Consider the following 14470-nt stretch of genomic DNA (forward strand, 5'->3'; position numbering starts at 1 on the left):
GAAAAAGCCCCGCATATTAGCGGGGCTAGTCGTATATGAATCAAGCCATATACTGTATGAGGCTCATCTCAAACTGAGCATATTAAACCATAACTTTGATGGCGTTGCAGTAAATATCTTAAACTTATTCAATCATCATAAAATCTGCCGAGTTTGCAGATTTAAGCGGACGTAAGGCAAAGGTAGAGCGGGTATGACGTATTCCTTTAATTGAGTAGAGTTTCTTTCTTAAAAAACGCTCATAGTGTTCAGCATCCTTTACTGCAACTTTGACCAGATAATCATATTCACCTGTTACCAAATGCGCTTCAATCACTTCGGGAATATCTGCCAACGCCTGACTAAACTGTTCAAGCATCTCATCATCATGGCGTTCTAGCGTAATTTCAATAAAGAATAAATCCTTAATCCCAATTGCTTTTGGATTAATATTAGCCGTATATCCATCGATGATTTTTAAAGTTTCTAGCCGTTTTAAACGTGTCCAACAAGGAGAGGAAGATAAACCAACCTGTTCTGAAAGTTGCGCAATCGTCAGTCTGCCATTTTGACGTAACGCAGATAAAATTTTCCGATCGATACGATCTAGTGTGTGTTCTGTACTGTTCAAAACCTAAACCAAAGGAAAATATTCTATTAAATTCCAATATAAAGGAATTTTATGCCGACTAACATAGAAAATTTGAAACAATTAAGGAATTATTTCTTATCAATTAAAGATAAAATTATTTTATAAATCAAAGGCATTAGGGTGATGGCTTTGATGAGGCAATGAGTATGTTTCAAGTAAGGGTGACTTTAAACATGCTCATTGCTTTTTTATTTATTTTAAATTTTAAAATTCAATAATGACAGAGGGTGTATTGCGTTGAGCTTCGCCGTGATGCACAAATTCTATGTTATTCCCATCTGGATCAATGACAAACGCTGCATAATATTCTGGATGGTAAGTCCGTTCAGCTGGTTTGCCATTGTCTTTGCCTCCATGAGCAAGGGCAGTTCGATAACAAGTATCTACAGTAGCACGATCTTTCGCTTGAAAAGCTAGATGATGTCGCCCAGTCAATATGCCTTGGGCAGCAGGGCTATTTATTGAAGATACCACCAGTTCATCAGCCCAAAAGAAATCTTCAGGTGTTGTGATGACTGGAATATCCAAAACTTTCATGATAGCACTATAAAATTTTTGGCTTAATTCTAAATCATGAACAACAAGTTGGATGTGATCAATGAGTCGCCCACGATGTAATTGAGTTTTCATGGATTTATTTTATCCTGTATATAAAAATCGAATTTTACTTTTTAAGTTTTTAATTGGGTTTATAAAAATGCATCAATCTCAGAGCGATAGGGAATAGAAGGTTGTGCGCCATATCGAGTCACAGCAATTGCAGCTGCTGCATTGGCAAATTTGGCAGCTTGCTGATTTGATTGACCTTCCAGTAATGCAGTTGCAAACGCGCCATTAAAAGTATCTCCAGCCGCAATGCTATCGACGGCATCCACTTTAAAAGCAGGAATTAATTGTCCTTGACCAAACTCACTTAACCAAACACCTTGAGCGCCCAAGGTGATGACAACCGTTTTAATTCCATATTGGTGAAGAATGTGCGCAGCATTTTGTACGTCATCTAGATTGTTAATCTTCACGCCTGTTAATTGTTCTGCTTCTGTTTCATTGGGTGTAATGATATCAATCAGGTTTAAAAATTCTGGCGCTAAGGCTTGAGCAGGCGCGGGATTCAGAATAACCTTTATGCCAGAATGTTTCGCAATAGTTGCTGCTGTGATCACGCTTTCGATAGGTGTTTCCAGTTGTAATAATAATATTTTGGCATGTTGAATCAGGTTTTTATGTTGATTGATATAATCCATACTGAGCGCTGCATTTGCTCCAGCATAGATACCAATAAAATTATCGGCATGTTGATTAACAAAAATTAAAGCAACGCCAGTATTTTGATGAACGACATTTTGAAGCGCCTGTACATTGACATGATCTTTTTGAAGTTGGGTTTTGATATTAGTGCCAAACTCGTCATCACCAACACAGCCAATGAAGGCAGCATTAGCACCGCTGCGCCCAGCAGCTACCGCTTGATTTGCTCCTTTCCCACCAAAAGCAACTTTATAATTTTTAGCTGTAAGGGTTTGTCCAGCCACAGGAAAATTATCAACATTTAAAATATGGTCAACATTTGCACTTCCTACAATCACTAAGTCGGCATCTTGATTCTTCATTTTTCAAATTCAATTTTGATAATTATTGCTGAATTGTAACAAATGAAAATTTTGATTAAATTACAAATATGTAAGAGGAAAATTATCTTTTTGTTTTTTAATAAGTTTAATCCAACTAAAACAGTTGGTTTATATTTATCGATTTTTCATATTGTGAGAATTTGTATAATTAATCAGGATTCTTAAGAAAAAATTAAGCTAAAATTTTTAAAAATAAATGGTGACATAAAAATGAATGATAAACCTTTAAGGAGTAGATCAAGATGAATCTCGAGTATAGCCATAAACCAAATTATTATTTTTTTGCGCATAAGCTCGTGTTGTTTCTTGAAGGTGAAGTAAGAAAACATCCAGAACATTTGCGTGAAACTTACAATCTTCATGAAATCTATGATTTGTTTAACCATGACTTTGCTTCGACCAGTACAAATCTTGAAGGGATCTTAAATATTGCAGATGAATATGTCATTGAAACAGCTTATGGTGCACAGCCTTTGATTTCAAAATATCGCATCATTGCTGAAAATCATATTCTTGAGCTTGATTTTAATAGCAACGCCATTAATGAATTGATTGCAGGTAAATCGATTCATTATCCTCAAGTAGCGTAACGTCATATTTTCTCCCATAGTAAAGGGCAGCCATTTAGCTGCCCTTTACTATATTTAAGATTGCTATTTTATATTTCGGCTTCTTCTTCGGCATCATCTTCAGCCGCGATACCGAGTTCTTTTAATTTACGTGTAAGCGTATTACGCCCCCAACCGAGTAACTCTGCTGCATGGCGTTTACGACCACGAGTTTGTTGTAGCGCAGCATTGATCAGGGTACGTTCAAACATTGGGGTGGCGATATCTAAAATTTTCATTTCGCCATTTTTTAGTTTTTGAATCGCCCATTGACCCAATAACTCATCCCAGTGGTGCAATGAAATGCGATCTACACCCGCTGCGGTTGTGGCTTGTTCACCTGATTTTTGAATTGGAATTTGTTTGAGCTCAGAAGGGAGGTCTTCTGGATAAACATCACGTCCAGTAATCATCACCGTCAGCCAGCGACAGGTGTTTTCGAGTTGACGAACATTACCTGGCCATGGCAACTGCTGCATATAATCTGTGGTTTCTGGACGTAAAATTTTAGGGCTTACACCGAGTTCTTTACCCGCACGGGCCAAAAAGTGCTGTGCTAGCATGGGGATATCTTCGCTACGATGTGCCAGTTTTGGAATATGAATGCGAATGACATTTAGGCGATGATACAAGTCTTCGCGGAAACGTCCTTCATTCACCAGTTTTTCCAGATCCTGATGGGTTGCAGCAACAATACGGACATCAACCCGTACTGGAATATGCCCACCGACACGATAAAATTCGCCATCAGCAAGTACACGTAGTAAACGTGTTTGCGTTTCAAACGGCATATCCCCAATTTCATCAAGGAACAGCGTACCGCCATTAGCCTGCTCAAAACGACCTTGACGTTGGGTGTTTGCGCCAGTAAAAGCCCCTTTTTCATGACCAAAAAGTTCAGTTTCAATCAGATCTTTTGGAATTGCAGCCATATTCAGCGCAATAAAAGGTTTGCTACTACGTGGTGAATGCTTATGTAGTGCATGTGCAACCAGTTCTTTACCTGTACCTGATTCACCATTAATCAATACTGTAATGTGGGATTGTGATAATCGTCCAATGGCACGAAACACTTCCTGCATCGCAGGGGATTCACCAATAATTTCGGTGGATTGAACTGGTGTGGTGGTTTTAGCTGCTTCTTGCTGCTGGAGTTTATTGACATGCAAGATGGCGCGATGAACCAATGCCAACGCTTCATCAATATCAAACGGTTTTGGCAAATATTCAAAAGCACCTGTTTGATAGCTTGATACCGCAGACTCAAGATCGGAATGTGCCGTCATAATAATGACAGGTAGATCTGGATAATTATTTTTGACTTTCCCTAAGAAGGTCAAACCATCAATACCAGGCATACGAATGTCAGTGAGGATTACATCAGGCGCATCTTCAGCCAATTGGTCTAATGCCGTCTGCGCTTCTTCAAAACTGGTCACATCCAAACCTTCTTCCTTGAATGTTTTTTCCAGTACCCAGCGCATGGCGCGGTCATCATCAATTACCCATATTTTATTTCGCGACACGGTCTGACTCCCAAGGTAAATATAAGCTAAATGTAGTTTTTCCAGCCACGGACTGACATTCAATCATTCCGTTATGTTGATGCATAATGTTCTGTGCAATACTTAAGCCAAGTCCTGTGCCTTTGGCTCGTCCTGTCACTAAAGGATAGAACACAGACTCTAAAATATCTTGCGGAACGCCAGGACCATTATCCTCAATGTCGACACGAACTGCGGATCGGTTTAATAAACCATTAATGGTGACAAGGCGTTGAATACGGGTTCTTAAAATCAGCTCAGGTTCATGATCCACAAAAAATTCTTTATTTTCTGTCATTGCTTGAATGGCATTCACGCTAATATTGAGCATGACCTGAATCAGTTGATCACGGTCTGCTTTGACATCTGGCAGTGATAAATCATAATCACGAGTGATTTTAATTTTTTTCTTGGTTTGATTGGCCACCAGAGAGCGCACCCGTTCCAAAGGTTCATGTACATTGACATCTTCATAGCTTGGAAGCTGGCGTGAACCGAGCATGGTATCGGCAAGATTTCTTAAGCGATCAACTTCATTGATAATGATATCGGTAAATTCTTCGTATTTTGGATCATTTAAGCTACGTGCCAGTAATTGAGTTGCACCGCGAATTCCACCTAATGGATTTTTGACTTCATGGGCAATACCTCGAATGAGCTGACGGGCAACCTGATGTTGTTGTATCAAATTTTCTTCTTTAGAAATTTTAAGCATCCGATCAATTGGATTAAGTTCTATTAATAGTAGCGGATGATAATTTTTGCCTGTATTGAGCGCTGAAACTGAATAATCAACATGAATATCCTTAAAATTCACACTGATTATTGCTTCACGTCGTGTGTAATGCTGCCCTGAGTGTAGCGTATTGATGAGTGCTTCATGGGTATTGAAGGTATCATTCGGTGAATGTAATAAGTTAAGCACAGGCAAACCTGATGCGCGTAATAAGCTAATATCAAACAATGCTTCACAAGAAGAATTGAGATAAAAAATATTCAGGTCGCTATCAACCAATAATATGGCAGTGGTAAGGTTATCGACCAAAAGCCGATAGTCAATGGTCTCTCTTTGATCCATTAGAAAATGTTTCCTGTCTTAAAATAGCGCAATGACATTTTCATTTAATCCAGTTTTTCCCTGTAATGGGACATAAGTTAAGCAAAATGTACGCCAACTTTTTGCGTAAAAGAACTTGTTCTCAAGCTTGTATTAAAAATGAGCAAAATAGACAAATTATGATCGATTTAAAAACAAGTTGGGTTAGATGGCATCTTAAATTGAATCATAATGGTGCAATAGTTGTTTTTAATAAAAATATTGGTTGTATTTTGGTGCATTAAACGAACTGTGCATATTCCACCTGTTTTTATTGCGAGAAACGTCATACAATACGCGGATTCTAGTGGAGCGCAGATTCATGAAGTCCCCCAAAGTCGGTTTTGTATCTTTAGGTTGTCCTAAGGCATTGGTAGATTCTGAACGAATTTTAACTCAGTTACGTACTGAAGGTTATCAGGTCGCATCAGATTATGATGGTGCTGATCTGGTTGTAGTCAATACCTGCGGTTTTATTGAATCTGCGGTACAAGAATCATTAGATGCGATTGGCGAAGCCATGAGTGAAAATGGTCGTGTCATAGTGACGGGATGTTTGGGCAAAGATGAAGATAAAATTCGTCAAATGCATCCTAATGTTTTAAAAGTCACAGGTGCGGCGGCCTATCAGGATGTGATGGAAGCGGTACATGAATATGTGCCTGCGCCACCGAAACATAATCCTTTTGTCGATCTGGTACCTGAACAAGGCATTCGACTTACTCCAAAACATTATGCTTATTTAAAAATTTCGGAAGGCTGTAATCATCGCTGTACCTTCTGCATCATTCCAAGTATGCGGGGTGATTTAGTTTCACGTCCTGTCGGTTCAGTGCTTGAAGAAGCAGCAGCGCTTAAGCGCGCGGGTGTCAAAGAAGTTTTAGTGATCTCTCAGGATACTTCTGCCTATGGTGTTGATACCAAATACAAGCTTGATTTCTGGAATGGTCAACCTGTAAAAACCAAGTTTTATGATATGTGTGAGGCGCTCGGTCAATTAGGAATCTGGGTGCGTTTGCATTATGTTTATCCATATCCACACGTCGATGCAGTCATCGATTTGATGGCTCAGGGTAAAATTCTTCCTTATCTTGATATTCCTTTTCAGCATGCCAGTCCGCGCGTCTTAAAATTGATGAAGCGACCAGCCCATAGTGAAAATACCCTTGAACGCTTAAAAACATGGCGTGAAAAATGTCCAGATTTGGTGATTCGCTCTACTTTTGTAGTGGGCTTTCCGGGTGAAACGGAAGATGATTTTCAAATTCTTCTAGATTGGTTGCAAGAAGCACAGCTTGATCGCGTCGGTTGTTTTACTTATTCACCAGTCGAAGGTGCAACAGCCAATGACTTGCCAGATCATGTACCTGAAGAAATTAAGCAAGAGCGTTATGAACGTTTCATGCAGGTTCAGCAGACCATCTCGGCGGCTAAATTGAAAAAACGGATTGGTCAAACCATGACTGTTTTAGTCGATAGTCTGGAAGATGAATATCCTGTTGCGGTTGCGCGTTCTTATGCTGATGCGCCTGAAATTGATGGCAATGTCTTTGTCGAAGATATTGATAAATCAAAAATCCAGTCAGGTGACTTACTTGAAGTCGAAATTACTGATGCAGATGAATACGATTTATTTGCAAAGTTGATTACAATCAAATCAGCTTGATGATTGATGTTGCAACAAACAAAATTTATTTTTAACCCATTGTTTTTTGGAGCTTACCATGGCGGATTCTAATAGCCCCCGTTACTCACGTATTCTACTTAAACTTTCTGGTGAGGCATTGTCGGGCAATAAAGACATGGGAATCGATGCACAAGTGCTTGATCAAATGTCATTGTCAATTGCTCACTTGGTTGGCTTGGGTGTGCAAGTGGGTATCGTTGTTGGTGGTGGAAACTTGTACCGTGGTAGCCAATTACAAAAAGATGGTCTGGTGGGTCGTGTAACGGGTGATCAGATGGGTATGCTGGCAACCGTTATGAATGGCTTGGCACTACGCGATGCTCTGGTTCGTCGTAATATCAAGACACGTTTGATGTCTGCACTCTCAATCGGCACAGTGGTTGAATCTTATTCGAGCCGTGATGCGATTCGCCATTTAAGTCAGGGCGAAGTATGTGTATTCGTTGCAGGTACAGGTAACCCATTCTTCACCACAGATACAGCGGCTTGCTTACGTGGGATTGAAATTGAAGCCAATTTGATTTTGAAAGCCACCAAAGTTGATGGCGTATATAACAAAGACCCAAGCAAATATGATGATGCGGTAAAATATGATCATTTAACTTTTGATCAAGTGTTTGATGAAAAGTTGGGTGTGATGGATTTAACTGCCATTTGTCTGTGTCGTGACCACAATGTACCGTTGCAAGTTTTCGATATGAATAAAGCTGGCGCACTATTATCTGTGGTGATGGGCGAAAAAGAAGGAACTCATGTTACGAATTAATGTACGTAACCTAGAAAGCTCTTTATACTACTCGACTAATTTAGCAATTACACCTTGAATGAATAAGTAAGGAAGATCATATGATTAACGATCTCAAACAAGACAGCGAACAACGCATGCAAAAAACCCTTGAATCTTTAGAGCAAGGTTTTGCGAAAGTGCGTACTGGCCGTGCTCATCCATCCATTCTAAACGGTGTAATGGTTTCTTATTATGGTTCGGATGTTCCATTGAATCAGGTGGCAAACGTAGGTATTGAAGATTCACGTACTCTTATTGTTCAACCATTTGAACGTACAATGGTTTCGGCAATTGATAAAGCAATTCGTGAAAGTGATTTGGGTTTAAATCCGATTACGGCTGATGCAATCCGTGTACCTTTACCAGCTTTAACTGAAGAAACACGCCGTGATATGCAAAAAGTGGCGCGTTCAGAAGCTGAAAATGCCAAAGTTGCCATTCGTAACATCCGTCGTGATGTATTAGGTGATATTAAATCACTGCTAAAAGACAAAGAAATTTCTGAAGATGATGAGCGTCGTGCAGGTGATGATATCCAAAAAATCACCGATAAATATGTTGCCGAAGTCGATAAACGTTTGGCAGCAAAAGAAGCTGAATTGATGAAGGTCTAATTTTATGACCGCTTCAGAAGAGCTTCATCTTCCGCAACATGTTGCCATCATTATGGATGGCAACAACCGTTTTGCTAAAAAAAATCAAATGCAAAAAGGAGATGGGCATCGTGAAGGCAAAAATAGTCTAGATCCAATTGTTGAGCATTGTCGTAACAAAGGGATTCAGGCATTAACCGTATTTGCATTTTCCAGCGAAAACTGGAATCGTCCACAATATGAAGTCGATTTATTGATGAAATTGCTGGAAGAGACGATTCATGAACAGTTACCTCGAATGGAAAAATTTAATATTGCCTTGCAGTTTATTGGTGATCGTTCTCGTCTATCTCCACATTTACGTGAATTGATGTTGCATGCAGAGCAGCAGACTGCTAGTTTTGACAGCATGACACTGACTATTGCGATCAGTTATGGTGGGATGTGGGATATTGCCTATACAGCAAAACACATTGCACAAGACGTAAAAGCAGGCGTGTTAGATGTAGATCAAATAGATGCTGCACTTTTTAATCAGCGAATTAGTTTAAATAATCTGCCGGCTGTTGATTTGCTGATTCGTACAGGCGGTGATTATCGTTTGTCCAACTTCCTGCTTTGGCAGGCTGCTTATGCTGAATTGTATTTTACCGAGACACTCTGGCCTGAGTTTTGTGTAAAAGAGTTTGATCGTGCTTTAGATGTGTTTGCAGGACGCGAACGTCGTTTTGGTAAGACTTCTGAACAAATCCACCAAGAGAAAATTGAGAATTAATAAATGTTAGAGCGGATAATTACCGCATTGGTACTGGTAGCGGTAGTACTTACTTGTATGTTTGCAACCAGTTCTCACTATCCAATGTTTGGCTTAATGATTGTAGCCGCAGGGGTGGCTGGCTATGAATGGTTTAAACTCATGCCTAGAGATACGGCATTATTTAAACCGAAAGCGTGGGCTTATGGACTGATCGTCGCGCTAATATCTGCGCTGGCGCTTTATTATAATGAAGTTGCAATCCTATTATGGTGTGCATCAATACTCACTTGGCTGGTGAGCAGTTTTTGGGTCAAGGCTTATCCTGAATACGATGGCTGGTACAACGCTTCGCTTTATCTTCTTGGGCTGATACTGGTCAGTGCGGCAGTTACGGCAATTTTTGAAGTTTGGCAAAGTTCCCCATGGTGGTTGATGTACTTGTTCCTGTTGGTATGGGGAGCGGACTCAGGTGCTTATTTTGTTGGGCGTAAGTTTGGTCAAAATAAGCTAGCGCCAACCGTTAGTCCAAATAAATCGGTTGAAGGATTGATTGGTGGGATAGGGCTTGCGATCATTATTATTATTGTGGTGCAGGTCAATTATCTTAACTTAACATTTGCCCAGCATTTGCTGTTTCTAATTTTGTCTGTGGTGACTGTTTTTGCTTCAGTGTTGGGTGATTTGTTCGAGTCTATGATTAAGCGTCGTGCTGGTATTAAGGATTCTGGGCGTATTTTGCCGGGTCATGGTGGTGTGTTGGATCGTATCGACTCTCTACTTGCAGCAGCGCCTATCTTTGCAGCGGGCATGTATCTATTAAAACTTATTGGCGTAGATCTATAAATGACTCAATCTGTTTGTATATTTGGTGTGACGGGTTCAATTGGTCAAAGTACATTAAAAATATTGGATCGTCATCCAGATAAATATACGCTTTTTGCAGTAACGGCTTATAGTCGTATCAAAGAACTGGCTCAAATATGCAAACAGTATCAGCCTAAAATTGCGGTTGTACCCGAATCAAAAGTCGATGAACTGCGTACCGAGTTGCTTGCATTGGGTGTTTTTGATATTGAGATATTGGCTGGGGAACAAGGCTTAATTACTGTTGCTGAAAGTTCTCAGGTTGATATTGTCATGGCTGCAATTGTTGGAGCGGCTGGACTTTTACCTACACTCGCTGCAATCAAAGCAGGTAAAAGGGTGTTGCTTGCCAATAAGGAAGCATTGGTGATGTCTGGTGAAATCATGATGCAAGCGGCACGAGATCATCATGCATTATTATTACCCGTCGACTCTGAGCACAATGCAATTTTTCAGTCTTTACCGCAGAATTATTTAAATATTGAACGTAATGGTCAGCCCCAGTTGGGGGTGTCGCAGATTTTACTGACGGCCTCAGGTGGTCCATTTTTAAATCATACGCTTGAACAATTGCAGGCGGTGACGCCACAGCAGGCGTGTAAGCATCCAAATTGGTCTATGGGACAAAAAATTTCTGTTGATTCTGCAACTTTAATGAATAAAGGTTTGGAGTTGATTGAAGCGTGTCATTTGTTTTCAATATCTGAACATTTTGTTACAGTTGTAATTCACCCACAAAGTATTATTCATTCAATGGTTCAATATATTGATGGTTCAACTTTGGCACAAATGGGAAATCCTGATATGTGTACGCCGATCGCACATGCATTAGCATGGCCTGAGCGATTAGATACCCATGTTCCTGCACTTGATTTGTTTACACATTCACATCTTGATTTTCAGCAACCCGATACTCAAAAATTTCCTGCATTGAATTTGGCTCGTCAAGCCATGCGTGATGGTGGTCTCGCACCGACGATTTTAAATGCTGCAAATGAAATTGCGGTTGCGGCATTTTTAAATTTGAAAATAAAGTTTACTACGATTCCAGAAGTGGTTGAGCATACGCTTAATCACGTGCAAAATGGTTCGGCACAGAGTATAGAAGCTATTTTGGATACAGATCGATTAGCCCGTGATGTTGCGCATCAATTCGTGGCTGGCGCAGGAGGCTGAACATGAATATTTTATTTATCATTGTTGCAGCAATTCTGTTGCTGGGGCCTCTGATTGCCATACATGAGTTTGGACATTATTGGGTGGCACGTAAGCTGGGTGTTAAGGTTTTGGTTTATTCGATTGGTTTTGGTCCAACTTTGCTAAAATGGACATCGAAAAAATCAGGGATTCAGTATCAACTTTCAGCATTGCCACTGGGTGGTTATGTCAAGATGCTGGATGAACGTGAAGGTAATGTCGCCGAAGCTGATTTACCTTATGCGTTTAATCGCCAATCTCCGTGGAAAAGAATTGCGATTGTCGCAGCAGGGCCGCTGATTAATTTATTGTTTGCTATCGTTTTATTCTGGATTTTATTTCTTCCATCTCAGGAACAGTTAAATACACGTATAGGCAAAGTTTTGCCTAATACACCTGCCGCGCAAGTCGATTTGCATGTGGGTGATAAAGTGTTAACTGTAGATGGGGAGCAAACATCTACATGGGAAAAGTTAAATTTTGCTCTGGTTGACCGAGCGGGTGAAACAGGTCAAATTTTGATGACCGTAGATCGTGACGGTACTCAAAAGAGTGTTGCGCTTCCTATTCATAATTTTCTCAAAGATCAATCTCAGTCTGCTTTAGATATTCTTGGATTTTTACCCTATCGTCCTCAAATGCCCGCGGTGATTCATCAGCTCAGTGAGGATGGTGCTGCCATTCGTCAAGGGATGAAGGTTGGCGATCAAATCCTTTCCATCAATGGCATTAAAATGAGTGACTGGTTTGATGTGGTTGATGTGGTGCAGAAGTCCCCTGAAAAACTGCTGAATATTGATGTGCTTCGTAATGGACAAATGGTTCATTTGCAAGTCATGCCGCAAGGTAAACGTGACAATATGGGCAATACCACTGGTATGCTTGGTGTGCAAAGTAACCCTGCTAAAGTCAATATTCCTAACGAATACAAACAAACGATTCAATATAATCCAGCTCAGGCCTTAGTGATGGCAGTGGATAAAACCACTCAAATTTCTGGCATGATTTTAAACTCGATCGTCAAAATGTTTAGAGGTTTAATTGGACTTGAAAATTTATCAGGCCCAATTACTATTGCTAAAGTTGCTGGACAAAGTGCTGAAATGGGATGGCAAACGTTTATCTCGTTTATGGCATTGATGAGTGTAAGTCTTGGAATTTTAAATTTATTGCCAATCCCTATGTTGGATGGTGGACATTTGGTTTATTATTTTATCGAAGCAATTCGCGGTAAACCTGTTTCCGAACAAATACAAATGATGGGCTTAAAAATTGGTATGGTACTGCTCGGCAGTATGATGCTCTTGGCTCTCTTTAATGATTTTATGCGTTTATAACGTTTAGATGGAAAAATTAACTTACTGGAAAAATCTGGCATGCGGCACACACATTTATTAATGCCTTTGGCACTTGTTAGTGCTATGGCGGCAGTACAACAAGCATATGCAGCGAATGACTTCATTGCACGAGATATCAAAGTCGAAGGTTTAGTTCGCCTCACTCCTGCAAATGTTTATACCATGTTGCCGATAAACAGTGGCGATCGTGTTGACGATCCAACCATTGCTGATGCCATTCGTACGCTTTATGCGACTGGTCTTTTTGATGATATTCAAACTTATAAGCAAAATGATATTTTGGTCTTTAAGGTTGTAGAGCGTCCTGTTATTTCAAAAATTGAATTTAAAGGCAACAAGCTCATTCCCAAAGAAGCTCTGCAAGACGGCTTAAAGAAAATGGGCGTTGCCGAAGGAGAAGTTCTTAAAAAATCTTCTTTGCAAACTCTTGAAACAGAACTTGAGCAACAATATACACAGCAAGGTCGTTATGATGCGGACATCAAAGTTACTACGACAGCTCGCCCAAATAACCGTGTAGATTTAACCATCGAATTTTATGAAGGTAAGCCTGCAAAAGTCTTTGATATTAATATTATTGGCAATACTGTATTTAGTGATGATGACATTAAACAGGCTTTTGCAGTCAAAGAATCTGGCTGGGCTTCTATTGTTACTCGTAATGACCGCTATGCCCGCGAGAAAATGGCGGCGAGCCTTGAAGCATTACGTGCTTTGTATTTGAATAAAGGCTACATCAACTTTAATATCAATAATTCCCAGCTCAATATTAGTGAAGATAAAAAGCATATCTTTATTGAGGTTTCTGTTGATGAAGGTCAGCAGTTCAAGTTTGGTGAAACTAAATTTTTAGGTGATGCGCTGTATAAGCCTGAAGAGTTACAGGCATTAAAGATTTATAAAGATGGCGACACTTATTCGCAAGAAAAAGTAAATGCGGTGAAGCAGTTATTATTGCGTAAGTACGGAAATGCTGGCTATTACTTTGCTGATGTAAACGTGGTTCCGCAAATTAATAACGAAACCCGTACGGTTGATATGAATTACTATATCAATCCGGGACAGCAGGTGACAGTACGACGCATCAATTTCTCTGGAAACAGTAAAACTGCCGATGAGGTTTTACGTCGTGAAATGCGCCAAATGGAAGGTGCGCTTGCTAGTAATGAAAAAATTGATCTTTCAAAAGTGCGTTTAGAGCGTACAGGTTTCTTTAAAACTGTTGATGTGAAACCTGTTCGTGTGCCCAATTCGCCTGATCAAGTTGATTTGAATGTTAATGTTGAAGAGCAACATTCTGGAACGACTACACTTGCAGTTGGTTACTCTCAAAGTGGCGGTGTAACATTTCAGGCAGGCTTAAGTCAGACGAACTTCCTAGGTACAGGTAACCGTGTTGCAATCGATTTATCACGCTCTGAAACACAGGATTACTATAACCTGAGTGTGACTGACCCGTATTTCACTATTGATGGTGTGAGTCGTGGTTATAACGTCTATTATCGTAAAACCAAACTGAATGATGACTATAACGTTAGTAACTATGTGACTGACAGTATCGGCGGTAGTTTAAGTTTTGGTTATCCAATTGATGAAAACCAGAATGTGAGTGCATCGATTGGTGTGGATAATACCAAAGTTACCACAGGTCCTTATGTGTCAACTTATGTGCGTGATTACTTGCTTAAAAATGGCGGTAAGGCAACAGGTCAGGGGT

Annotated in this window: 14 protein-coding genes; 9 read left to right on the top strand and 5 right to left on the bottom strand. The window is 40.0% G+C overall.

Annotated elements, in window-relative coordinates; genetic code table 11:
- Positions 1–124: 124 nt before the first annotated feature.
- The 3 genes from JR005_RS10990 to rbsK form a co-directional block, all read right to left on the bottom strand.
- Positions 125–610 (bottom strand): Lrp/AsnC family transcriptional regulator, encoded by a 486-nt coding sequence (locus tag JR005_RS10990; RefSeq protein WP_151675551.1) that lies wholly within the window; start codon positions 608–610, stop codon positions 125–127.
- Between the two features lie 225 nt (positions 611–835).
- Positions 836–1261, bottom strand: a complete 426-nt coding sequence (locus tag JR005_RS10995; RefSeq protein WP_049174308.1) for a VOC family protein — start codon at positions 1259–1261, stop codon at positions 836–838.
- 59 nt (positions 1262–1320) lie between these two features.
- On the bottom strand, positions 1321–2241 hold the full coding sequence (gene rbsK / locus JR005_RS11000; protein ID WP_218665033.1) for a ribokinase: 921 nt from the start codon (positions 2239–2241) through the stop codon (positions 1321–1323).
- A gap of 263 nt (positions 2242–2504) precedes the next feature.
- On the opposite strand from rbsK, the gene JR005_RS11005 reads away from it, so the two are divergent.
- The gene (locus tag JR005_RS11005; RefSeq protein ID WP_004988028.1) at positions 2505–2852 is read left to right on the top strand and encodes a hypothetical protein; all 348 of its coding nucleotides are present in this window, start codon (positions 2505–2507) and stop codon (positions 2850–2852) included.
- Positions 2853–2920: 68 nt separating this feature from the next.
- Here the strand turns inward: JR005_RS11005 and glnG are convergent, their stop codons facing one another.
- Together glnG and glnL are read right to left on the bottom strand one after the other, a co-directional pair.
- Positions 2921–4396, bottom strand: a complete 1476-nt coding sequence (glnG, locus tag JR005_RS11010) for a nitrogen regulation protein NR(I) (RefSeq protein WP_004988027.1) — start codon at positions 4394–4396, stop codon at positions 2921–2923.
- Complete coding sequence (gene glnL, locus JR005_RS11015; RefSeq protein WP_218665034.1) at positions 4383–5492, bottom strand: nitrogen regulation protein NR(II); 1110 nt, start codon at positions 5490–5492, stop codon at positions 4383–4385. Before glnL ends, glnG begins: the two co-directional genes overlap by 14 nt.
- 340 nt (positions 5493–5832) lie before the next feature.
- On the opposite strand from glnL, the gene rimO reads away from it, so the two are divergent.
- The 8 genes from rimO to bamA form a co-directional block, all read left to right on the top strand.
- The gene (rimO, locus tag JR005_RS11020) at positions 5833–7176 is read left to right on the top strand and encodes a 30S ribosomal protein S12 methylthiotransferase RimO (protein ID WP_218665035.1); all 1344 of its coding nucleotides are present in this window, start codon (positions 5833–5835) and stop codon (positions 7174–7176) included.
- A gap of 58 nt (positions 7177–7234) precedes the next feature.
- Positions 7235–7963 carry a UMP kinase gene (pyrH, locus tag JR005_RS11025; RefSeq protein ID WP_218665036.1) on the top strand — a complete coding sequence of 243 codons (729 nt, stop codon included), beginning with the start codon at positions 7235–7237 and terminating at the stop codon, positions 7961–7963.
- A gap of 80 nt (positions 7964–8043) precedes the next feature.
- The gene (gene frr, locus JR005_RS11030) at positions 8044–8598 is read left to right on the top strand and encodes a ribosome recycling factor (protein ID WP_004988020.1); all 555 of its coding nucleotides are present in this window, start codon (positions 8044–8046) and stop codon (positions 8596–8598) included.
- 4 nt (positions 8599–8602) lie between these two features.
- Positions 8603–9352, top strand: a complete 750-nt coding sequence (uppS, locus tag JR005_RS11035) for a polyprenyl diphosphate synthase (RefSeq protein ID WP_218665037.1) — start codon at positions 8603–8605, stop codon at positions 9350–9352.
- Positions 9353–9355: 3 nt separating this feature from the next.
- Positions 9356–10177, top strand: coding sequence for a phosphatidate cytidylyltransferase (locus JR005_RS11040; protein ID WP_005004584.1), 822 nt, complete (start codon positions 9356–9358; stop codon positions 10175–10177).
- Positions 10178–11374 (top strand): 1-deoxy-D-xylulose-5-phosphate reductoisomerase, encoded by a 1197-nt coding sequence (gene ispC / locus JR005_RS11045; RefSeq protein ID WP_218665038.1) that lies wholly within the window; start codon positions 10178–10180, stop codon positions 11372–11374.
- 2 nt (positions 11375–11376) lie between these two features.
- Positions 11377–12732, top strand: coding sequence for an RIP metalloprotease RseP (gene rseP / locus JR005_RS11050; protein WP_218665039.1), 1356 nt, complete (start codon positions 11377–11379; stop codon positions 12730–12732).
- 39 nt (positions 12733–12771) lie between these two features.
- Positions 12772–14470 (top strand): outer membrane protein assembly factor BamA (gene bamA / locus JR005_RS11055; RefSeq protein ID WP_228731692.1); only part of this gene is annotated, 1699 nt, incomplete at its 3' end.

It is taken from the genome of Acinetobacter sp. Colony158 (genome assembly GCF_019264745.1).
In the GTDB taxonomy this organism is placed as follows: Bacteria; Pseudomonadota; Gammaproteobacteria; order Pseudomonadales; family Moraxellaceae; genus Acinetobacter; species Acinetobacter ursingii.